Origin of the sequence: Echinicola jeungdonensis, from assembly GCF_030409905.1 — a bacterium.
Taxonomy (GTDB): domain Bacteria; phylum Bacteroidota; class Bacteroidia; order Cytophagales; family Cyclobacteriaceae; genus Echinicola; species Echinicola jeungdonensis.
On record NZ_JAUFQT010000001.1, the window covers coordinates 937,440 to 961,945 of the forward strand.

Annotated in this window: 14 protein-coding genes and 1 pseudogene; 3 read left to right on the top strand and 12 right to left on the bottom strand. The window is 39.8% G+C overall.

Features of this window, described 5'->3' with window-relative positions; all coding sequences use genetic code 11:
* Positions 1–106 precede the first annotated feature (106 nt).
* The 6 genes and pseudogenes from QWY93_RS04020 to QWY93_RS04045 form a co-directional block, all read right to left on the bottom strand.
* Positions 107–1,306 (bottom strand): DUF4998 domain-containing protein, encoded by a 1,200-nt coding sequence (locus QWY93_RS04020; RefSeq protein ID WP_290246896.1) that lies wholly within the window; start codon positions 1,304–1,306, stop codon positions 107–109.
* 26 nt (positions 1,307–1,332) lie between these two features.
* Positions 1,333–2,532: a DUF5000 domain-containing lipoprotein gene (locus QWY93_RS04025; protein ID WP_290246897.1), complete on the bottom strand. Its 1,200-nt coding sequence runs from the start codon at positions 2,530–2,532 to the stop codon at positions 1,333–1,335.
* 25 nt (positions 2,533–2,557) lie between these two features.
* Positions 2,558–4,465 (bottom strand): RagB/SusD family nutrient uptake outer membrane protein, encoded by a 1,908-nt coding sequence (locus QWY93_RS04030; protein WP_290246898.1) that lies wholly within the window; start codon positions 4,463–4,465, stop codon positions 2,558–2,560.
* Between the two features lie 10 nt (positions 4,466–4,475).
* A pseudogene (locus QWY93_RS04035) lies at positions 4,476–7,508 on the bottom strand (SusC/RagA family TonB-linked outer membrane protein); the annotation flags it as partial.
* A gap of 980 nt (positions 7,509–8,488) precedes the next feature.
* Positions 8,489–9,133 (bottom strand): hypothetical protein, encoded by a 645-nt coding sequence (locus tag QWY93_RS04040; RefSeq protein ID WP_290246899.1) that lies wholly within the window; start codon positions 9,131–9,133, stop codon positions 8,489–8,491.
* A gap of 86 nt (positions 9,134–9,219) precedes the next feature.
* Positions 9,220–13,635, bottom strand: coding sequence for a LamG-like jellyroll fold domain-containing protein (locus QWY93_RS04045; protein WP_290246900.1), 4,416 nt, complete (start codon positions 13,633–13,635; stop codon positions 9,220–9,222).
* A 765-nt stretch (positions 13,636–14,400) separates the two neighbouring features.
* On the opposite strand from QWY93_RS04045, the gene QWY93_RS04050 reads away from it, so the two are divergent.
* From QWY93_RS04050 to QWY93_RS04060, 3 genes are all read left to right on the top strand, one after another.
* On the top strand, positions 14,401–15,549 hold the full coding sequence (locus tag QWY93_RS04050) for a helix-turn-helix domain-containing protein (protein WP_290246901.1): 1,149 nt from the start codon (positions 14,401–14,403) through the stop codon (positions 15,547–15,549).
* A 215-nt stretch (positions 15,550–15,764) separates the two neighbouring features.
* Complete coding sequence (locus tag QWY93_RS04055; RefSeq protein ID WP_290246902.1) at positions 15,765–16,709, top strand: glycoside hydrolase family 43 protein; 945 nt, start codon at positions 15,765–15,767, stop codon at positions 16,707–16,709.
* A gap of 294 nt (positions 16,710–17,003) precedes the next feature.
* Positions 17,004–17,984 (top strand): glycoside hydrolase family 43 protein, encoded by a 981-nt coding sequence (locus QWY93_RS04060; protein ID WP_290246903.1) that lies wholly within the window; start codon positions 17,004–17,006, stop codon positions 17,982–17,984.
* Positions 17,985–18,016: 32 nt separating this feature from the next.
* On the opposite strand, the gene QWY93_RS04065 is transcribed toward QWY93_RS04060, so the two are convergent.
* The 6 genes from QWY93_RS04065 to QWY93_RS04090 form a co-directional block, all read right to left on the bottom strand.
* Positions 18,017–18,472, bottom strand: coding sequence for an NUDIX domain-containing protein (locus tag QWY93_RS04065; protein ID WP_290246904.1), 456 nt, complete (start codon positions 18,470–18,472; stop codon positions 18,017–18,019).
* 332 nt (positions 18,473–18,804) lie between these two features.
* On the bottom strand, positions 18,805–19,965 hold the full coding sequence (locus tag QWY93_RS04070) for an aldose epimerase family protein (protein WP_290246905.1): 1,161 nt from the start codon (positions 19,963–19,965) through the stop codon (positions 18,805–18,807).
* Between the two features lie 23 nt (positions 19,966–19,988).
* Complete coding sequence (locus QWY93_RS04075) at positions 19,989–20,693, bottom strand: L-ribulose-5-phosphate 4-epimerase (protein ID WP_290246906.1); 705 nt, start codon at positions 20,691–20,693, stop codon at positions 19,989–19,991.
* A 315-nt stretch (positions 20,694–21,008) separates the two neighbouring features.
* Complete coding sequence (locus QWY93_RS04080) at positions 21,009–22,019, bottom strand: zinc-binding alcohol dehydrogenase family protein (protein WP_290248820.1); 1,011 nt, start codon at positions 22,017–22,019, stop codon at positions 21,009–21,011.
* 116 nt (positions 22,020–22,135) lie between these two features.
* Positions 22,136–23,449, bottom strand: coding sequence for an L-fucose:H+ symporter permease (gene fucP / locus QWY93_RS04085; protein WP_290246907.1), 1,314 nt, complete (start codon positions 23,447–23,449; stop codon positions 22,136–22,138).
* 17 nt (positions 23,450–23,466) lie between these two features.
* Positions 23,467–24,501, bottom strand: a complete 1,035-nt coding sequence (locus QWY93_RS04090) for an aldo/keto reductase (protein WP_290246908.1) — start codon at positions 24,499–24,501, stop codon at positions 23,467–23,469.
* Between the last annotated feature and the right edge of the window lie 5 nt (positions 24,502–24,506).

The following is a 24,506-nucleotide window of genomic DNA, read 5'->3' on the forward strand; positions in this document are numbered from 1 at the left end:
AACCACGGTAACCTTGGACTGTTAACAGTGGATTGTCGCTCCCTAATTGAAAAAACAACCCTCCCCAACCTCAAAAAGAGCCAGGGAAGGTTGTCAAACCCCAAAATTAATTCTGTACAAAATCAAATGCACGGATATTGCAATACCTACCTGGCCAACCATCTGGCTGCGTTGTCAGGTAACCCACTGCTATTTGTACCGGTCCATCTTGAATTTCAAAATCAACTTTTAAATCAAGAACGGATTTTCCACTATAGATATGGCTATAACCTATTGCAGAATCAATATTTTCCACATCCGGCAACTCATCTCCATAGGCTACAACCAAGTAAGCATTATCATTTTCAGTCAAATTGGTATTCATAAGATCCTTAATCTTAAAGGTAAAGCTCCCTGCAGGTACCTCAAAAGTCTGATAAATCTTTCCATTAGAAACAGCAGGAGCACCCCAACCTGATTCAAGGTTGAAAATATTATTATTCCATTCGTCCCAGCCTCCCTGGCCATTATGGATTTTTGCTGCATCATTAGTGATCCATCCAGCTTGCGTTCCCCAACGTCCACTCCTAGTAGCTGCTTCAAATGGAACCTGCATATTTCGCATATAAGTAACTTTAGGCACAATAGCTTCAAAACTGGAAGGGAAAGTGTCCAAGCTGTGTTGTTCAGGCTTGTAGTAGGTTCTGACCTTAAATTCATTACCCACTTGATAATTTTCCAATACTACCTCCGAAACATCAATTGGGATCTGAATCGTGTGCTCATCCTCATTTACATCAATGTATTTGACTTCAGTGTAGATTGCCCCGGAAGCTTCATCTGCTTCTCCAAAAACCAATTTGGTATTAGAATTCCAAACAGTCAAGTTAGAGGCCTCCAAAGGTCTTTGGTTCAAAGAATTCTGGTACCGCTCTCCATAAGCAGCACCCGTTGCAAACACGGGTACAGATTCATTACCTTGATTGTCTATGGTTACTACTTCAAAGGTATAATTGTTCTCCTCCAAACCTTCGATGACATATTTCATCGTATCCACAGCAGAAGTCCTTTCAACTGGAACCGTAACAGATTCCGCTCCGGCATTCCAGGAAATTCTGGCTTGCTCTATTTTGGGATCTGCTTTAAACAGCCCCCAAATCATTACTTTATTTTCCCCTCCAATTATCTGAAGGGAATCGATTTTTCCACTATAGGTCTTTTCGCCATTGGGGACAAAATCCTTGTAGGCATCCATCTCACTGCATGACCAGAAGGCCATGGTGAGCAGGGACAATGCCAAAATATATTTATTGATATGCTTGATCATGTTAATTGATTTTAAGATGGAACAAATTATCTTGGATCACCATAAACCTGGATTTCTCCAATGGCCATATAGGAACTACCCCCCCAATTTTGTATAGACCGGATTCTCAAATACCTTACCTTAGGAGCATCGATATCAAACTCCCAATTGAAGCCTTCTACAGCTACGCGGTAATCTTCGTCACTTTGTTGACCAAAGGGCAATCCAGAAGGTTTGGTTGCATTATAAGTACCCAATTTCACCCAGTTGTCATAACTTCCATCAGATGGTGGGTCATTAGAACCCCATACTTCAAATTTTTTCAGGTTACCCAAGTAATAGTAAGTCCTTCCATTAAAATACTCTGGATAGTCCCAAATGACAATTCGGCTCATTTTTGCTTCCACTCCTGTATCAATAGTAATGGTATGTGGACCGGATATTATAGATTGGGTCATGTATATGGCTGGCCAGTTCATGATTTCTCCATCCCACATACCAGCCATAGAAGTGGATGGGTGATGGGGAGCATCGCCAGGGAGATGGACTCCTCTATAGTTTGACTTAGGCAAGGCTGATTCATAAAGTGGATAAATATCCGAAAAAACAGTGTCTGTATAATTCAGCCATCTATCTCTTACTGTAAAGGCAAATTCATGCTTTAAGGTATCCATCCCGCGAAGGGCATAATCAATGGAATCTGTAGAAGTATAAATACTATTAGGGTCAGCCACCCATTCCCCATATTCATTCTGCTCCATGATTAGAATGGCAACATCTTCCCTGTTGGGATTTAATGCATCGACCTGGATTCCTCCAAAAGAAGCTTTCACCTCCATGGATTCATAAACATCCCATAATGGAGCTTTTTCTGGTTTGATGGTTACTGTAACCGGTTCTGATTCTTGCTGAGCCCGGTTTACTGCATATAATTTCACCTCATGTTCCTCAGTATCGGCGAAGCCTTCCACCATAAGGGAATTGTTATAGTAGGAGGATTTCACCTCTGCAGTCTTTCCGTTTGATCGCTCAAATTCTGCTTTGACATACAATAAATCCCCATCATCTGGAAGCGCATAGGAAATCTTTGCTTTCCCAGGAAGGTTTTCTACAGTGGTTTCATATACCATTCCAGGTGCCTTACCGGAATCCGAATAAGGTGAATGGATTTCTTCTACCTCACAGGCCCAGGTCCCTGCTAAGAGGGACATGGCCATGATGTATTTATATTTTTGGAATAATTTCATTTTTGGATCAATTTAAATTTTCAGATTACCAACCTACATTTTGAACCAGGTTGGGATTTTGAATTAAAGTTCCCTCATTGATCGGCCAGAAATAATCCCTAGGAGAAACAAATTTTTGGGAATAGATGGTATTAACCTGATAATAGCTGTTGGTAGTTTCACCCTGCATATTCCAACCTTGGATAGGCTGGTTCAACATTTCATTGGCTTTTTTCCACCTTTTAAGATCCCATAACCTGTGGCCTTCAAAGGCCAATTCGATTAATCTTTCCTGATGGATAATTTCACGCAAACCGTTTTTGGTGCTGTACTTATCAGGTTGGGTGGAGTAATTTTGCCAAGCCTCCTGAACCCCGGCCAATCCAGCTCTTTCACGGATCTTATCCAAATATTCAAATACCGTAGCATTAGGGCCTTCCACCTCATTAAGGGCTTCTGCATACATCAGGTAAAGGTCAGCCAACCTGATCTCAGGCCAGTCATAAGTTCTGTAATTGGCACCTGAACTACTCATTGCTTGGTTCCAATCCACCAGTTTTTTAATAAAATAACCGGTTACATTTTTATGGAATGCATGGTTACTTCCTGCATAGTCCACAAACTTAGACCTTACCACATAGGTATCTTCATCGGAATTGGAAGGGCTATCATACTTATACCATTTTCCGCCATCAAAACTTAAAGAAGCATAGAATCGTGGTTCCCGGTCAAAATTGATTCTTGCTGTTTCAAATCCTTCCTCTATATAGAAGCGCTCTTCAGAGGTGGCAATTCTCAATTCATCGATATCACTGAAGTCCAAAGTTCTGTCCTCATTGATAGGCACCCCATTTTCAGAATAAAACTGACGGGCAATTTTAAGAGGGGCTGAAAAGATTTTTCTGGCATTATTGTGATTATGTTGGGTAGAAAGTGGCGCCATGGCATTGGCCTGTAAATCCCAGCCAGCTGGAGAATTTGAATTTCCCCAAACATGTTCTAAGTTCCATCGCTCACAAACTGCCTGACGAATGCTCAGTTCAGTTCTGGTGGTATCGGTAATTTCAACACCAACTTCATTGAACTCATACAATTTATGACCTGCTTCCTCAGCAACAGCAATAGCTTCTTCTGCAGCATCCGCCGCCAACCTCCATTTGTTTTCATCATAGTCCAAATTAAACAACTGTTCTCCCCCTGGACTTTTTAAGGAAGCCATATCCGGGTTACCATTAAATAATGGACTGGCAGCCATCAAAAGCAACTTAGCTTTGAGGCCTTTGGCCACAGGTCTGGTCACCCTGCCCAGTTCGGTAATTCTATCAGATATGGACATAGGGAGTTTTTCTGCTGATTGATCCAATAAATCGGAAATATAACTAACCACCTCATCCACAGGCTGTCTCTCCACATTGACCAACTCTTCAGGAGCATCAATGGGTAAATTCTCATCTACAATTGGAATTGGCCCATACATTCTCAACAGGTAGAAATGAAAATAAGCTTTCAAAAACTCCGCCTCACCAATCCATCTTCTTCTTTCGATTTCACCAAGATCAGGAACGGCTCCTTGTTCCAAATTTTCTATGAAAATATTACAATGGCGGATTCCTACGAAAATCCCTCCATTCCATACATCCACGTAGGGATTGGATACTCTTTGGTTCCCTCTTGCAATTTCAAAAGGGTTACTCAGTAAACTTGTTTGATAGGGAATCCACATTTCATCCCCAGCCAAAAAACCTAAATTCCCGTTGGGATCGCCATTATTTGGCATATAGGAATAACAGGTAAACAGGTATTTTTCCGCTTCATTTCTCAGTTTAAAAGCATGGTCAATGGTGGCCACATTATCCGGCACCACATCCACAAAACTCTCGCAAGCTGTTCCACCCAACAGTCCCATAAGACCCAGGGCACAAGCTGTTATTTTATATTGAAATTTATTCATCATTAATACTTTTTTAGAAATCAACCACAACACCCAAGTTATATACTGATTGCACCGGATAGCCCAGTCCATTTCCTCCCATTTCGGGATCCCACAGATCGAACTTGCTCCATACGCCTAGATTGGTTCCATTGGCATAAATCCTACAATGGTTAACCTTAAACCGGTCGGTAATATGCTTAGGGACTGTATATCCCAATTCCACATTTTTCAGCCTTAAGAAGGCACCATTTCGCATCCACCAAGAAGATGGTTGATTGTTATTTTCAACAAAATAATTGCTCAATCGAGGCCAGAAAGCATACAAATCCCTGTTTTCTTCAGACCAATGGCTTTCAGCAATCACATCCAAAAGTCCATTTTGTGCGCCACCATTAATCACAAATGGTGAAATGTTTTGAGAATTAATAAAAAGCGAGGTACGGGCAACTCCTTGGAAAAAGGCAGATATATCCCAGTTTTTAAAACCAAAAGTACCACCAAAACCATATACAATTTCAGGAGTTGTAGGATGACCAATTGGCACCTGGTCCAAAGAGGAAATCACGCCGTCATCATTCATATCGTAATACTTGATATCACCGCCACTGTATTCACCAAATTGGGCAGGAGAGTTGGCTACCTCTTCATCATCCACAAATAAACGTTCGGCGATATATCCAAAAGGTTGACCAATCCTTTGCCCTACTCTTGATAGGTAACTTACTTCCTCAGGATAGGCATTTTCGTCTCTCTTAAGAATTTCACTGGTCGCATAAGTGAAATTCCCTCTTAAATTCAACCAGGTATCACGTCCAATGGACTTGTTATACCTTAAGGTCAAATCTATACCTTTACTCATGGCCTCACCGGTATTAGCAGATGGTTGGGCCATTAAGCCCATGGTTGAGCCAATATGTGAACGTACTTCAAGGATATTATACCTGTTCTGTTGGAAGGCATCAAAAGTAACATCAAAGGCATTGAACATGGTCAAGTCAAAACCTAAGTTGATCTGTCTTGATTTTTCCCAGGTAATGTTTCTATTGGGATATCTGGAAATGGATACTCCAGGGCGGTAATATCCAAATTCCTCACCAAATGTCGCTCCATAACCACCATTGTTTAGGTTAACTTCGGAAAGGTAGAAGAACCTGTCTTCATCCCGGCCTATAGCATCATTACCGATCCAACCCAAAGTACCTCTTAATTTCAAATGATCGATGGCACCTTTGAGCGGATCAAAGAAGTCTTCATTAGAAATACGATAGGCCAATCCAATGGAAGGGAAGAAACCAAAGCGGTAGTTTTCTGCAAAACGCTCAGACCCATTATAACCAAAGTTAAATTCCGCCAAATAGCGGTCATCATATCCATAAGTAAATCGGCCTGAAACCCCCGTATTTCTAAAAGGAAGGGATTCCTGCACGGTAAACTTACTCCCATCCTCATAGCTATTGAAAATAGCTATTAACATTCCGGAAACCGCATGTTTATCATTAAAGGTCCTGGAATAATCAAAAGCTGACTGCACATAAGAACGGAGAGTAATGTCCCTGTCTCCTGGCTCAAAGCTCAGGTATTCGGATCCAGTTGGTCCTACAGAACTCGGACCTCCATCATTCAATACAGAAAGATCTATTTCTCCAGTTGCCGGATTTAGTCTAGAACTGTAATAAAAAGGATTGTAGGACCTAGCCACATCAAATCGGGCATATCTTTTCAAATACCCCATAGTACGGAAACTCAAACCTTCTGTAATCATTCCCAAATCCTGTTTGATCTCCATTTGAGGTTGGATCATGGAAGTTTTATAGGTTTGATAACCTTTTACCATTTCCGCATATGGATTTGTCAACAGGGTAGTGCTTCCTCTTCCGGTAATGGCACCTCCAAACAAAGGATGTTCTACATAAGGCAACAACTCCTTAGGATACACAGCAGGGAATTTGACGGGGTTAGACCAAATCGCTCGGTTAAAGGTAGTTGCCCCTCCGCCAATTGGACCATTGTAATCATCAAACTGGCCATACATTTTCACACTAAGATCCGTAGTTGGGGTCAAAGTAACATCCACATTGGTACGCAAAGAATAATTTCTCAATTTAATGTTACTGTTGAAATTGTTGATAGGATCAACCTTAAGCACCCCATTATCCTGATTAAATGTACCAGCGATATAGAATCTCGCTTTATCACCCCCACCACTGGCACTCATATTATAGCCTTGGTTAATCGTATAATCCTTAATCAACTGTTGGATCCAATTATTGCTCGGGTAAAGCAAAGGATTGGTACCAGCCTCAGTATTGACGATTTTGGTTTGAGAATAAGGCAATACAGCATTCCGGTCCCTGGTTAGGGCTGCCTCATTGGCTAGATTCATATAGGTGATATTGTCCGCAAACTGGAAGTTTTTGGTATTGGAAGAAACACGGGTTTCGGCTCGGAAGTGAAATTTTGTTTCTCCTTTTGTACCTGTTTTGGTATTGATCAATACCACACCGTTGGCACCTCTTGCACCATAAACAGCAGAAGCGGTAGCATCTTTCAAAACAGAGAATGATTCAATATCATCCGGCTGCAAACGGGCCATATCAGTTGTGGTAGATTCCACTCCATCAATCAAAATTAAAGGGTTTACCTTACCTGCACCAAAAGAGCCCAAGCCCCGGATAAAGAACTGGGAATTATCCATGCCTGGCTCACCACTTCTTTGGAAAGCAATCATTCCCGACACCCGGCCTGCTAACATATTGGTCAGGTTACTGGTGGGTCCTTTTAGTTCTTTCGGGTTAACAGTGGTAATGGAACTGACCAAACTGGCCTTTTTCTGCATACCGTAACCTACTACAACTGCTTCATCAAGACTTTGAAGGTCCTCCTGAAGGGTTACATTGATTTTATTCCGGCCATTGATGGGCACTTTTGTTTTTTGGAAGCCAATAAAACTGAAAACCAGATTCCCATCAGCTGGAGCCATTATTTCATAATTTCCATCGATATCAGTAACTACCCCTCTGGTAGTTCCCTCAACGAGGATATTGGCTCCAATAATTGTTTCTCCACAAGGGTCCGTCGGTACCCGTCACCTTAATGTCATTGCCCTGAGCCAGCGTTTCCTGGAGGCCAAACGCCATCCATAAGCCAGCACAAAGCAGCAACACTTTGTGTTGTAATCGTCTTTTCATAGGGTCAAGAATTGATTAAAATTTGTTAATTGATTGTTGAATTAAAAAACAAAGGGCATGTCTTTTCAAAAAGAAGTTGGCCAATAGAAAACACCAACAATTGTCGGGGTAATTCATAATGGTTTTGGGTTTGATTTAATTAATTGGACTATTTTCGAAGAGCTTTTTCAGGCTGATTTTGAATCAAGGATTATGACCAAACAAAAACCTGATTCCAGATACCTTTTCAGCAATTTCGATGGTTTGAATATGGTAAATAACAAATAAAAAGTACGTATTTAACGTGGTTTTAACTGTAGTTTTAACGGTTAAAAGACCTACTCAAAAGCTTTTAATTGTGGTTTTTACACTTTTATTAGCGATAAATAATTCTTCTTTATTTCCCCTTATTTTTGAAAATAATAATAGGTTTGGATGTGACACCCCATCTCCTATTCTAAATTTTCCATTTCGAATCCGAATATTCCAGATTTATAATCTTTGGAAATGGAAAATAGAAGCCATTGTTGTGCTGACTTTACCTGGCCTTAGCAAGATTTAGGCTTTCACTAAAAAGTGTAGGCTGGAATTATTTATTAAATACTAAAGATTGCGAAATCCTCTCTATTGAGATTCGGGTTTCCAAACCCCAAATAATAGTGAAAGAATAGTCTAATCAGGGCTATATTCAACATTACGGATTAATATTTAATTTAATAATAGAAAAGTGTTTGCACTTTCCAACATTTAAGCATTTCAGAACGCTTAATTCAACCATTCAAACCAACCCCTCCAAACAGAAAATGGGTCAGACAAAATTATGCCTGACCCATTTTAGTTGAATAAATGTTATCTCCCCTTTATTGGAGATACCTATTTACTTCACGAAAATCCTTCTCATTTTTGACCTTTCTGCTGTATTGGACTTTGTCTTAAGCTCTTGCCCTGCATAGCGTTCAACATCCCCTTCATAAGTCATCTCTAAACTCACTCCTGATTTTGTATTGGTTATTTCACCATCACTATAATAAGTTGCAGTTCCAAAACCTGTAAAACTCACTTTATATTTTTCACCATTTTCAGAAACAGCAAATGTTCCGCTTGTTGGTCGAATGCTTATCCCTTCATTTATGGTGTAGTCATTTTTTGATGAATCTATTATCAGGTCGGAACCTAATGCAATTTCCCCCCATTTAGTATAGGTATTCGATTGGGCATCTTCATATTTACCCAAACTGTAAGTTCCGGTAGCTAAATCATCTTCTTTGGATGAAAATAGTTCAAAATAAACTACTGATGCAGCCTTTTCACTGTTCGCCCCCCTGGCCGAAAAATCAAGGTTATAGGAACTTCCTATTTGCCCATAATCTTCAATATATCCTTGGGACAGGTTAATAGTAATATCATCTACTGAAACCGCCCCAAAATTCCCCCCAGGCTCATTATCACCTTTAGATTCATCACTACATCCCGTACCAACCAATGCAAAGAGTATCGCTATAATGAAATATTTCTTTCTCATAGTATTTTTATAATGATTAACTAAATTATTAATCCTAAAAAGCAGCCCTAAGGCACTTAAAAGCACCTTAGGGGTTTAGGAAAAAACTATTTTTTAATTATTCGGGTTGTTAGACCTGTTTTCAAACTCCTGGCCACATAAAGCCCTGTTGGTAGGTTACTAAAATCAAACCTTTCCTGAACTGAAGAGGTTTGCAGTCTTTTTACGATTACTCCAATGGAGTTGGATAAAATGATCATATCATTGGCCTCACTAGACCTGAAGGAAACTGTCCCTTCAGTTAAAGTAGGATAGGCAATAAATTCACCCTTTAATTTCCAACGTCCATATATCTCCATATCTGAGCTATTGTTTCCCTCTATGCTGGATATTTCACTGGTAAAATCAGCATTTAAATACCACCCCATAAAACGATAACTAGAAGCTATTGCACTTTGTAATTCTAATACTGTACCTACTTCCTGCTCTGTTGGGTTTGGATTTACCACTCCTTCAAAATCAACATTATGGTAAGTAATGGCATATACTTCAACAGGAATTTCCTCCCAAATGGCAAATAGTGTAATACTTCCATCAGCATCTGCGGGAATAATGGCAGATAACTCCGTCACCAATTCACCATCAGCTTTTTTCCACCCCTGAAACAAATGGGTATCAGTATCTTCCATTTCCGGAAGATCAGGAATTTCATCAACCGAGGTAAATCGCATTTCCTGTGGCATTTGACCATATTCTGATTCAAACGATATAACATATTGGAAGGGCGCTGGGGTAATTTCTTCTACAAATAAATCCCCAATCTCTCCAGAATTCAGGGCATAATTATATATCCTAAACTCATCCACATTTCCTTTCATCAGAGGGTCAGGCCATTGCGATTTCCCGATCCAGTTTTGGGTCGTTGTTCCCAGATCGGTTGGGTTAAGATCCATATTTTCATTTCGACCCACTTCCTTACCATCAATATAAAGAATCCCTATTGTATCTTTTTGGGTTAATGCCAAGTGATGCCATTCATTTAGTGAAAGCGGTGAAAGTCCATTAATCCGTTGTTCATTCCCTCCTTTTTTAATAGCATATCTTACCGTATTATTGCCACTTTTTGGAGTCAAGAACATATAGGTGCCAGTTCCTGAGCCAAAATCAAAGATTCTATTCCAGGTAGGATTTTCTTCCAGTTTAACCCAAACTGAAATGGTGTATTCTTTTATGCTTTCCATCACCCCATCTACCAAGGCTACATGGGAATTATTATTTCCACTTAGAAAAGCTGATTTCCCAGCTTTTCCTTCCGACCAGAAAGCTCCACCAACGAGTTTTCCATCCAAACCGGACCAAGAGTCCTCGGCAATTTCTCCTTCCCCTTCATCAAATCTGAGGTAAATATACTTATCTGATTGCTTAGTGCTAACCCGATTCGAATGCGGTGACTCACCAAACTCATTTACAGCCACCACTAAATAATAAGTAATGTTCCCATCGAAATTATCCTTAAAATCCGTAGTAGTTATTCCTTCAGCAATTGTTTCAAAAGGACCTCCCCTTGAGGAAGACTTTTTGATTTTATAGGAAGTGGCAAAGGCTGCTTCCTCCCAGTTCAAGGAAGCTTCATTTTCATTGACCTCAATGAACAAATTTCCGGGTGCCTGAGGAGGATCATTCCTCAGAATTTTCACCGTTCGGGAATAGACGGATTCGGTATCCTTATAACTTGTAGCCTTTACGCGATAATTAGCGGAATTGTGTCCAAGACTATCGGTGTATTCTACTGTGGTTGATCCATATTTATAATCCTTTGCTGCAAAAAGTGTATCTATTGGGGAGTAAGAACTTTCACTGTCAAGTTTCCTTTCAATGATATAGTTCTTTCCTGTTTCACTGTTATGGTCATACCAGGAAAGCGTTACATTATGGTAATCTTCTGACTCCCAAGATCTACAAAACGGGGGTGCAATCTTCCATATATGTTTATATTCATTCTTCTTTTTGAACCCTACTTCAGATTTAAAAGCATTAAAAGCCTCCCCTGCAGGAGTTAGTTCGCCGTTAATTTCAAGTTGACGAGCATCATTTACCCATTGATACAAGAATTGGTGCTCAAATATATCCACGGTTTCGAAATGATTGAGAACCTCCAACAGTTTATTTTTTTGCCTTTCTGCATTGGCAGCCGTAAGGGGAAGTGCAACATTTACTTCATTTCCATTTTTATCTAAAATTGGATATCCGTTTACATCCACGCGGACTCCATTATCATCTGGCCATTTTGAAGCATCCGCACCATTGGTCCAGTTGGCACCATTGTTCCATTCTGTTATCCAAATGGGTCTTCTCGGGGTCTCTCCTGCAGCCATTCCTCCAAAAGAGGCCATATAAATAAACCAATCCCACCAACCTGTAGATTGATCCTGGTAGGCATGAGTTGCGATAAAATCTACTCGCAAATTCGTGCTGTCACAAATGTGCATAAATTCTGTAAGCCAAGCCCTGGGCATGTCTGCTGGAGCTGGAGACCCGATTCTTAAGCCAGATTCAAACAAATTTGGCCATTGCCTGATTGCTTCAGTAACCGGCATATTGGCTTGATCAGGTCTTTCAGGTTCATTAAATCCAAGAACATGACTGGTATTTTGCCTATTGTTGATAAGGCCGTAGCTATCCCAACCGGCATTATGACGCATGGGAATATATTCAGTATCTAAGGTGGATTGCCCTCCCGCACTCCAATCATATACAACATCTGCATTTATAGGACCTATATTTCCCGCAGTCCCTTTTTTGGAAGTCCATCGCCATCTGAATACTCTCACAAATGAGATAAAACTTTCACCTGTGGTTTCGGAGGCAACAAAACCTTCAGGCATCGTACTGATTTCCAAATCCTCATCGCTGGCAATAAACATCCTACTATGTCCTGTACCATCAGGATTATTGGCAAAGGTTGCTGCAAAACCTTTCTTTAATTTGAAGGATTTGATACTATTATTCCATTCCTCAAGATTGTTATAATAGGTTTCTATTTCAATTGCTTTGGAATCCCCTCCGAAATTGGGTTCACTATATACAATCAGTGCACTTTCATTGGCAATTTTCATCCCATTTGGAATGATAACACAACCGGACCCATAAATTTCAACCCTGTCGATAGTTTCATCAAAAACACGCCCGTTTACCGTAACTTGGCCTGATAAATCAGATAAAAACTGTGATGGCCGGAACTCGGAAAAATACAACCAGGAATCATTTGACTGTAGATCAATAGAACTATTGACCAATGGATCCCTGCCACTCAGATGGAGTTCTGATTCCCCGCTTACGGAAATATGGCTATTGATAAGTTTGGTGGCTGAAAAGGTTTCATCTGAAATACTTTTTGAAATGGTCTCCACTTCCATATTGGGTAGTGGGGCAAAGGCTCCATCTTCATCAAGAGTCACCGATGACAAATCAATATCTACGGCCCCATCCTTGTAATTCTTACCGATAATTATCCTGGATACGGCATCAAGTTTTTTAACCTCAGGATCAGCTACTATCCAAATTCCGTTACCATCATTTTGAAACATCAGGTAATAGGTACCTGCTTCCGATGTGGTGAAGGATAATGACCCATCAAATAGCTGTTGCTTTTCATTATATGATCCTTCGAAGCTTGTTTCACTAATAAGATTATTCCCTGTTATTTCTTTGCTCACTCCTACTTTTAGAGAATTAGGGGAACCATTATCCCAGTAGCCTTGAAGATAACTAAAATTGTAAGCTGTGTTCGCTTCTAATTCAACGGGATAATAATAAGAGGAACCATTGGTCACCCCACTTTCCCAGCGAAGGAGGATTAAGGGATAAGTATAAGTTTCTCCATTGTAGGAGGTGCCATTCAAGGGATCCATTATCCTAACCCCACTGCCACTGTTGGTGGTTTTCCAGGGAACAGTGCCCGCACCATTATTCCCCCAGTCTATTTCATTTGGAGTAACAATTTCTCCGTATCCAAAAATATCAGAAACAATATTTTCCCCATAGGTGGAAACTAAAGGATTTTCAACGCCATCTACGATATCATAAATAGAAGTAGCTGGTTTGGAAACTATATAAAAGCCGTTTTGATAAATATGTACCTTGTTTCCTTCCACTGCAAAACGAAATGTTTGTTCCTTTGTAGAAGAAAAGTAAAGCATATCCGAAACGGAAAGCGGAGCCCTCCAGTTGAATGTTTCAGTATCTGCAGAAGTTCTGAAACCATTTAAGTCTCCTTTTCTGGCTTCAATATCAAGCCCTCTGCCCTCCGCTGAATTTATCCGGGCCTTCACCTCTAAGGTAAAATCCCCTGGTAATTGCGTTGGGATAACTACAGTGTCCACATCAGTCGCACTGTTAAAAGACTTTACCCCATAAAGTTGTACTGGCAAAGTCTCCTTTTCCGTTAAGTTGGGTTCTTGGGCCCGGATTTGGTTTGAAAGCATAAACAATGCAATCAAAACTAAAAGTAAACGTACTTCCATAGATTGATTTATTTTTTTGTAAATAGTTTAGGTTATTATTAGAGTTTATTTTTTCCGACATAAGGGAATCTTGCTGTATCAATTGTTCATTAGAAAAACTTTATTGAATAACCTTTAGTAGACTCAAAGACAAAGCCCATTGGATATTTCTTGATCCTTTGATATGGTTTTCATTGATCACTTACCTTCGCATTTGAGCTGTTATCCAAGAAATTTTAATGAAATCCAATCATCCCATTTTTTTGAGAATTTCAGATTTTATCATCTCCCGGAGTAAATTTCAATTAAGTGTCATTGCTGCTTATCTTCTTTTGACCGGAGATAAAAAACAGGAAAGCCATTTGGTTTAAAAAAAGGAAACCAGCAACCTGGCCTTATTAAAAATTACAGCTAATTGCCTTTGCATTTTTTTCTGTAATGAAAACAGGGGACTCTTAATCACTTTGACATGGACAAAAATTCTTATTCCTTGAAAAAACCAGTTGTTGTAGATTTTATTCATAATCATTTTGGGTTATAATTGTTTATTGTATTTTCTTTCTAAACTCCTTATCATACCAATTTCAGAATGAAGCATTTGACAAAACAAACTTTTATTTCCAATTCGCTTCCCAGTATGATCAATGGTTTGAATATGAAGAATTAAAAATAAAAGCGTACATTTAACGTGTATTTAACTGTAGTTTTAACGGTTAAAAGTATTGTCTTTAAACCTTTAAAACTTGATTTTAACAAAACCCAAAATTGATTATTAACCCTATTGTAATGGAAAAAAAGTTAAAAAAAGAAGTACTGGATGATGTATTGCAGAGCCCTCCCTTTAGAAGATCCCCCTCCAGCTGTACTCTTTTGAAATTTTTGGTAGAAGCCACCCTTGCTAACAAAGACCTAAAGGAAGCAACTATCGGTATGGAACTTTATGGCAAATCTTATGAGGACGAAAAAAGTGCTGCCAATATTCGAGTCAATATTTACCACCTCCGGAAAAAGTTGGATAAATACTATCAGGAGGAAGGAAAAGACAATGCCTATCGAATAAAGATCAAAAAGGGACAGTACCAGGTAGAGTTTTTAAAAAACAAGGAAGAACAACCCCAGGAAAAAACCAATCAAAAAAAATATTATATCGCCGGAGGTATTGTTTTGGCATTTTTGGCTTATTGGTACTTCAGCAGTAACAAGTATGTACCCTTATGGAATGAATATTTTGACAATAATGAAGAAACCACCCTTTTTATTGGGGATTTCTTTGGGGTAATGGGCACAACTGTCACCGGTAGTCATGGATGGAACAGGGATTATAATATTAACAACTTAGAAGATTACTATAGGTTTTTAGAACAACATCCAGATAAAAAAGAAGATATAAAACCTGCAAATTACCCTTATGTCACAGGGATGGCCGCAATCGGCACAATGAATATTTCAAGGCTTTTTCACAGGCAAAACAAAGATTTCAATATTCTTTTCAGCTCCCAAACCAGTATAAAAGATATCACCGAAACCAATTCCATTTATATTGGCCCCATCAAAAACGGCAACCTTTTTATTGATTTCTTCAATGATGCCAATCCCAATATTTCTATAACAAGGGGAATGCTTTCCTATACCAACCCTAAAACTGAAAAAGATACTTTAATCAACCTCAGCATAGAAGATGGCTCCATTTATGAACATGCTGTGGTTTCCCGTTTTCAGGGCCCTAATAATAGAGAACAATTCATCTTCTTTTCCGACCATGATATTGGCGTAAAGGCTACCACAGAAAGGTTTACTGACATAGAATGGATTGATAGTGATTTCAAAGAAATGATTGGTGAACACCCCTATTTTACTGCCATTTTTCTGGTTAAAGGAAAAGAAAGAACCAGCATGCAATTGGAATTGCTGCTTTGGGATGTTTTGGAGGAATGAGCTTAGGAAAGCATTCTGCTTTTGAATAAATTGGGGTGCTACTAATAAGTATTTGGAATTTGAGTTGCTAGGAATATTTGTCTTAGCTTTCTCAAATCCACCATCACAATTCTACCCAAGTTTTAACTGTAAAAAACACACCATACTGTATTGTTTGTTGTTTTAAGGTTTTATTGGCACTATTTTGGCCCTTTGATCAATAAACCTATTACAGCATGAAGAAATCATTATTCGGATTATTACTTTTTTTCGCGGCAAGTTTTCAATTATTTGCCCAAACGGATGAAGTGTATCTTTTCTCCTATTTTATGGGCAATGGGGAAGATGGATTACATCTCGCCTACAGTGAAGATGGCCTCAAATGGAAAGCATTGATTGATAATAAAAGTGTACTTGCCCCAACTGCAGGAGGAGACAAATTGATGCGAGATCCTTGTATCATCAAAGGCGGGGATGGAAAATTCCATATGGTATGGACTGTAAGCTGGAATGAAAAGGGAATTGGCTATGCCTCTTCAGAGGATTTGGTAAACTGGTCCGAACAACAATTTATTCCGGTAATGGCCCATGAAGAAGGTGCCAGAAACACCTGGGCACCTGAAATCTTTTATGATGATAAAAAAGACAGGTATATGATTTTCTGGGCCAGTACAATTAAAGGGCTTTATCCCGAAACCCAGGATACCTTGGAAAGTGGTTATAACCACAGAATGTATTATACCACTACCAAGGATTTCAAAAAATTCAGCAAAACAAAATTATTTTATGAACCAGGCTTTAACGTAATTGATGCTACCATCATCCCTCATGATGGAGAATATGTCATGTTTGTTAAGGACGAAACCCGCACTCCGCCTGCCAAGAATATTAGGATTACAAAAAGCGATAAACTGACACAAGGATATCCTGCAGCAGGTGAACCCATTACTGGAGATTATTGGGCAGAAGGGCCTACTCCATTAATGGTAGGTAAGCGTTGCATCCTTTATTTTGACAAATACCGGGAACACCAAATGGGCGCGGTGGCCTCAACAGATATGAAAAACTGGAAGGACATTTCGGACCAAATCCATTTTCCTAATGGAACCCGACATGGTACAGCTTTTAAAGTAACAAGGGAAGAATTCAAGCGACTGAATAAGTTACTGGCGGAACAATAAGCTTCCTTTATTTGAGATTTCTCGTTTAGGAAAGGTTGAAATGTTAAAAGGATTAAAGGTTGGAAAGTGGGTTTTCCAACCTTTAATTCCAAATCTTCAAAATAAGTTGTTTAATAGCTTTTTCCCTCGATAAAACACTTCCCACCTACCCTCACTTAGGCCCCCTGAGACTTTGAGAGAAACTAATATGAAATTTTCGTGTATTTTTTACACTTATAATTTTAAATTATAAAAACTAGTACTATTTTTGATAAAGCTTGTTATATCAAGTCATTACTGAAAATAAACCCTGTTATGAAACTAAAACACTTCCTTTTAACTGCTCTTATCACAGGAGCTGCAACTTATTCCCAAGCACAAAGCAAAATTGAAGCGGTAGAACCACCAGTACCCGGCAATCCAGTTATTACTGAGAAATATACAGCAGATCCAGCAGCCATTGTTCATAATGATACTGTATTTCTTTATGCAGGTCATGATCAGGCCCCTCCAAGAAAAGAGTTTTATGAAATGCACGAATGGCTGATTTATTCCTCTACTGATATGGTCAACTGGGAGGAAAGAGCTGCTGTCAATGTCAAAGAAACTTTCTCCTGGGCAAAAGATGATGCTTGGGCAGCAGAGGTAATCGAAAAAGACGGAAAATTCTATTGGTTTGTCACCGTAACCCACAATGAAATCCATGGAAAAGCCATTGGTATCGCTGTTTCTGACAACCCGGTTGGTCCATGGAAAGATGCCTTAGGACATGCCCTGATTACCAATGACATGACCACGGATACCAAAATCAGCTGGGATGATATCGACCCAACCGTTTTTATTGATGATGATGGTTCCGCTCATCTTTTCTGGGGCAATACCATTTGTTATTATGCAAAATTAAAGGACAATATGATCGAATTGGATAGTGATATCCAATACATTGACCTTCCCAACTTTACTGAAGCCCCATGGGTGCATAAAAAAGGCGACTATTATTACCTTTCATATGCTTACAAATTCCCTGAAAAAACAGCCTATGCCATGAGCAAGAGCATTGAAGGCCCTTGGAAATTTAAGGGCATCCTCAATGAGGTAGCCGGAAACTCTAATACCAACCATCAGGCTATCATTGAATATAAAGGAAAAGATTACTTCATCTATCACAATGGAAGTATTCCAAATGATGGAGGAAGCTTTAGAAGATCTGTTTGTGTAGATTATCTGTATTACAACCCTGATGGCACTTTAAAAAGGGTTCAAATGACCACTGAAGGTGTAGATCCAGCAGAATAAAATTCTAAAATCCGCAGTTGCAAGGCTGCGGATTATTTTTTTGCATAACCATAATAAATTGGTTTACAATAATCGGAATTTTTTCCCTTTAACCACTCCTCAAAAAAAGGCCGAACAAATCCTCCCAGATCATAATCAAACAATTTTTCAAGTGCAACCCAAACAAACCCATCTGCTTCATCATTTAACTTAACTTCATACTGATCTGTTTTGCAGGTATAATCAATGAAGATAAAATGCCGCATTTCTTCAAAATGATCTGAATTCACACTCTCCTGAACACTGGCCAATTGGAGGTCATAAATATCCAACTCCGTTTCCTCTTTCACTTCCCTTATTAGGGCCTCCTCCATTTTTTCTCCCTTTTCAATATGCCCACCGGGAATAACGTATTGATTATTCCACTTAGCAGATTTGCAAAGCAAAATTTCATTTTTTGGATTAAAGATAATGGCGCTTACGGTGGGTTCTGGATATATGGATTTCATGGTCTAAAGATCAATATTATAGGATAGAAATAAAAAGGTATCGACCTGTGGAATCTATTACTTGGTTATTAAGTTATTCGAGTTTCATCACCCAAATTTCCCCAGGAATTTTCCATAAGTTTCAAAATGATAGGTTTAGGAGCAGTTAGTATTTTATGTTAAAAATAAACCGAAATTTGTTCCTCCACATTCTTTTGGTATACACAGTTATGCAAGGCTGTTGACTTAAAACAAAAAAACCACAGTCCATCGAAAGTTTCAATCTTTTCATGATCAAAATTGATCATTTGACAAACTTCCCGAACTGTGGTTTTTCAGGTATCAAATGAGAGTTATTTCACCCCAAAATGATATTTGATATTATGCGTATAAGTTTCTCCTGGTTCTAATTTGGCAGAAGGGAAACTCTCCTCATTGGGAGAATTTGGGAAGGTCTGTGGTTCAAGGCACAAACCAAAATGCTTTTTGTAGGTCACCCCATCCACCGTGATAGTTCCATCCAAAAAGTTTCCGGAATAAAACTGAACTGCAGGTGAATCCGCATAAAGCTCCATAACCCTACCGGTTCCGGGGTGGTAAAGCTCAGCCATTTTACTCATTTCACCGTCAGGTTCTGTTTCTAATACATAATTATGGTCGTATCCTCCCTCAACCTGATCTATTCGCTCTCCAATGGTATGAGCTGAAGTAAAATCAAATGGAGTTCCTGCAACAGGCTTCACCTCTCCAGTTGGGATTAAGGTATTATCTACCGGGGTATAGAGCTCAGCCATAATGGTCAGCTTATGCCCTAATATATCTTCTTCCAAACCACTCAAATTGAAATAACCATGGTGAGTCAAGTTAACAATAGTTGCCTTGTCCGTAGTGGCTTCAAAAGAAATGGAAAGGTCATTTTCATTATTCAATTCATAGGTCACCTCAGTCGTCAATTCACCAGGGTAACCTTCTTCTCCATCAGCACTGACATAGGTCAGTTTAACACCAACGGACTCCTCATTTTCGATGGGTTCTGCATCCCAAAACACCTTATCAAAACCTTTTTCTCCCCCATGGAGGTGGTGGTCACCATCATTGGTAGCAAGTTGATAAGTTTCTCCCTCAAGGTCGAATTTCCCTTCAGCAATCCGGTTGGCATAGCGGCCTACTGTGGCACCAAAATAATTGGTACTGGTGCTATATCCTTCAAGGTTTGCATAATGCAAAACTACGTTTTCCAAATTGCCTTCCTTATCCGGCACAACCAAACGGGTAATAACCCCTCCATAATTGGAAAGATCCACTTCAACCCCATTGGCATTTTTAAGGGTGAAAATCTGGGCTTCTTTTCCTTCTACTGTAGCAGTTTGTGAAGTGATACTTAGGCCGGAGACTACTTCCTCGGCCGATCCCTCTTCTTGGTTTTCTGATGATTTTTTAGGTGAACAACTGTAAAATGACATTGCCCCTGCAAGCAGAAGAACACCGAAAAGGTTCGATTTTAATAGGTTCATATGAGTTTATTTAGGTAAAAAGATTAACAACCTTGGCCATAATAGGCATCTTTCCCATGCTTCCGTTCATAGTGTTTTTTGATCAAAGCATCCTTCAATCGTGGAGCATTAGGGTTAATTTGGAGCGTAAGATAAGCCATTTTTGCAACTTCTTCCAAAACTTTACTATTGTAAACGGCTTTGGCTGCATCCTTACCCCAGGCAAATGGACCATGGCTTCCTACCAGGATCATTTCAACCTCCTCATAGTCTAGCCCTTTTTCTTCAAAGCAATCTAAAATCTGCTTGCCAGTCATGTGTTCATAATTACCCTCAATCAGCTCATCAGCCATAGGTGCAGCACAAGGAATGTCTTTGGTCAAGTGATCGGCATGGGTAGTTCCAAAAATCGGAATATCCATTTGAGCTTGCGCCCAACTCACACCATATAGAGAGTGTGTATGCACAATACCACCGACCTTTTCCCATTCTTTGTATAAGTAAGCATGGGTTTTTGTATCGGAAGATGGTCTTTTATTTCCTTCAATGATTTTATTGTCAAAATCACAGATGACAATATCCTCAGCTTTCAACTCTTCATAGGGCACACCACTGGGCTTAATGGCAAACACTCCTTCATTCCTATCCACAGCACTCACATTTCCAAAAGTGTAAACCACCAAATCCAATTTTGGAAGCTCCATGTTGGCTTCGTAACATTCTCTTTTTAGCTCTTTAAACTTGCTCATAAGGCTTAATTATTTATCTGCTATTATTATTTTCTAAATCTGCTTCTCAAAAATTCAACCGTCAATTTAACGTCTTTTTTATCCTTTACCTTTCCATAGGGATAATATTTGTCAATTTCCACTCCTTCTCTTTTTAAGGCCGTAATCAGGTTGAATGCTTAAAGCTACCAAATTTAAAAATTATTATTTGTATTTTTTACACTTATACTAATAAATCAAAAAAATAGCTGTCAGCAATAACAATACTGACAGCTATTTGTCAAAAGCGGTTCGGAATTTGCATTTCGGAACAAATCGTATCTTTAAAACAGGATTTTACAAATTCACCATAGCTTTTATCACCTTATTGGCAGGGTCCAACCAGGTTGCAAAATCCTGCTTTACTTGATCAAAAGCCACTTGGTGAGTGATATAGGACTCAGCTTTCACCTTTTTGTCCCTCAATGCTGTTAATACCGTATCAAAATCTTTCCGGGTAGCATTTCTGCTGCTCATCAAGGTAGATTCACGCTTATGGAATTCCGGATGGCTGAATTCAATTGGCCCTTTTTGCAAGCCAACCAATACATACCTGCCACCATGGGCTAACAATTCAAACCCATTATGAATGGCCCTGGAGCTTCCTGTGGCATCAATGATCACCTCAGCAAAACTTCCTCCAGTGATTTCATCAATTTGTGCTTTAAAATCCTCCGTGGCATTGACGGTATATTCCACTCCAAGGACATCCCGGCAGAACTTCAATCTGTCTTCATTGATATCCATAGCAATAACTTTTCCTCCGGCGATACGGGCAAATTCCATTACACCCAAGCCAATTGGGCCTGCACCCATGACCAAGACAAATTCTCCCTGGTTCACTCCTGCTCTTCTCACACCATGGGCTCCAATGGCCAATGGTTCAGCCAGCGCCAATTGATCCAAGGTCAACCCTTCTTTTTTGACCAAAGCAGAGGAAGGAACGGTAATATATTCTTTCATCCCTCCATCTTCGTGAACGCCAAACACACTGATTTTCGCACAACAGTTAGGCTTTCCGGCTTTACAAGCCACGCATTCCCCACAATTAAAATAAGGAATGATTGTTACCAGATCACCCGGGGAAAAACCCTCAGCACCATCCGCCTCTACCAATTCACCCGCAAGCTCATGGCCCAATACCCTTGGGTAATTGAAATATGGCTGAGTACCTTCATAAGCATGAAGATCGGTACCGCATATACCTATACGCTTGATTTTTATTATGGCCTTTCCTGACTCCAAGGCTGGTTTTTCGTCTGTTCCATAGGTAAATACACCTGGTTCATCACAAGTTAGAATATTCATCATTTTTCTCAAGTATTTATTTCGTTCTCCTTCTTGAGTAATTTATTAGGGGTAATTTTCATTGGAGGGACATAATTCCCTCCTTTAGTTCATTTGTTAAAGGCTAGGCCTATTTACTAATTCTTTGCTTTGGCTGCTGCCATTATTTCTATTTTGTGATTATAATGGTAAATGCCATAAGCCATTACCACCAAGAAACAGCCAGCTGGAACATAATAAGACAGCTGAATGCTTTGCAAATTATCAGAAATAAGGCCCTGAATTACGGGGAAAACTGCTCCACCCAGGATTGCCATGATCAGCCCTGAACCTCCAAGCTTGGTATCATCTCCCAATCCTTGGGCTGCTAAACCATAAATTGTAGGGAACATCATGGACATACATCCTGAAATGCCTACCAAGGCTATGGCTCCTACCATTCCATTGGCATAAATAACAACCAAGGTACAGCAAATGGCCAAGCCAGAAGCTAGTGACAGGAGCACACTTGGCCGGATTATCTTCATCAAAGCGGTAAAGACAAACCTAAAACCGGTAAACAAGAACATGGCAATCAAATAATAATTTGATGCATCACTTTCATTATGGCCAAGCTCCTGCATTACATACCGGATGGTAAATGACCATACCCCAATTTGGGCACCCACATAAAAGAATTGGGCCAAAACACCAAAGACATAGTTTTTATTGGCCATTAGCCTTTTAAATCCATTGGCCAGTTTATCAGGTACACCTAACTCCGAAGCTTTGGGCATAGGGGTCATTTTGATCAGGATCCACACCAAAACCAAAAACAAAGCCACACCCACATAGGTCCCCATCACGGAAGAAAGCTCTTCTTGTTGAATGGACCGCAACATCTCCGGACTCATTTGACTCCTTTCTTCTGCCTCTGCCACATTTAATTTGGAAAGGATAAACACTTTACTCAGTAACACTCCAATAATGGATCCAACTGGATTAAAGGACTGGGCAAGGTTTAGCCTTCTGGTAGCTGATTCTTCTGGCCCCATCACAAGGATGTATGGATTGGCAGAAGTCTCCAGGATGGAAAGTCCCCCTGCCAAAACATAAAGGGCAAAAAGGAAAAAGCCATAGGACATGACAATGCTGGCAGGATAGAACAACATCCCTCCCACAGCAAATAAGCCTAAACCAAGCAATACACCTGACTTGTAAGAATATTTCTTTATAAAGATGGCAGCTGGCAGAGCCAAACAGAAATATGCTCCATAAAAGGCCATTTGAATCCAGGAAGTCTGGGTATCCGTCATGCTCAGGATCTTCTTAAAGGCCGCCAACAAGGTATCTGTCATGTTGTTGGCCAGTCCCCAAAGCAAAAACAAACTGGTTATTAATATAAAGGGAATCAAGGTTTCCCTGGAAACCAATGCGGCTTTCCCCTTTTCTTTCATTGTTTGAACGGGCATATTGTTAATCTTTTTTATTAAACAGGACTGTATTCATGTAGAAGTGACCTGTTTTTCAGTTCACTCCAAAAGGCTTCAGGTAACTTTTGCTCTGTAGCAATTACGTTCCTTTTTACCTTGGAAGATTCGGTGGTACTTAAAGCAACGCTGGACACCCCAGGGGCTGAGAGGCCAAATTGCACACAAGCATGCGCCGGGGCAATTTCAAATTCCTTACACACCTGGAAAAATTGATCCCTCCAGTCAAATTTCCTTTTTGATTCCTCGGTGTCAGGATGGATTAATTGGTAATCATAATGATCTCCTCCTACCAAAAATCCGGATTGGAATATGGCAGAATTAATAATTCCGACACCTTGATCAGAAAGTTTTTGCATAAAGTCCAGCAACTCCTTGGGATGGGAAATAATGGTCATGCTATTAGCAAACATAACCCAGTCCAAATTGACATGCTCATAAATCCTGGGTATTATTTTCCAGTCCTTGGCACCCACTCCAATGCCTTTTACCAATCCTTGCTTTTTCAAATCTTCCAAGGCACGGTAGGCCTCCAAAATATCCTCAAAAAGTCTAGCTTCTTCTTCAGGATTTTTGGCCTGAGCTAAATATTCATCCGGGTCATGTACGGACACCAGCTGGGGCACATAGCCTTGTAGCAGTTCATTACCTTCTTCAAAACACCTTAAAATGCCTTCATAACTGATTTTTTGAACAGCATCATATTTCAACCCTTTCCAAATTCCAGGTTCAAATTGGGGCTCATAACCTACTAAGGGACTTCGCACCCAACCCAATTTATTGCTGATCACTACATTTTCCTTGGGGATTTCCAGGGCTTTGAGACTTTTGCCCAAAGCTTCCAGGGCCAATCCGGCCCCATATTTTCCGGCTGAGTCAAAAACTGTTTGCGGCTGAGTAAACCGGATACTTTCTCTTACAATATCCAACTTCACCTCGGGATCCAATACCTTAAAAAGATTTCCTAAAGCACTGGTTCCGAATACAATCGCAGGGACTTGGATTCCTGTTTTTCCTAATGGTTTTAACTTCATAATTT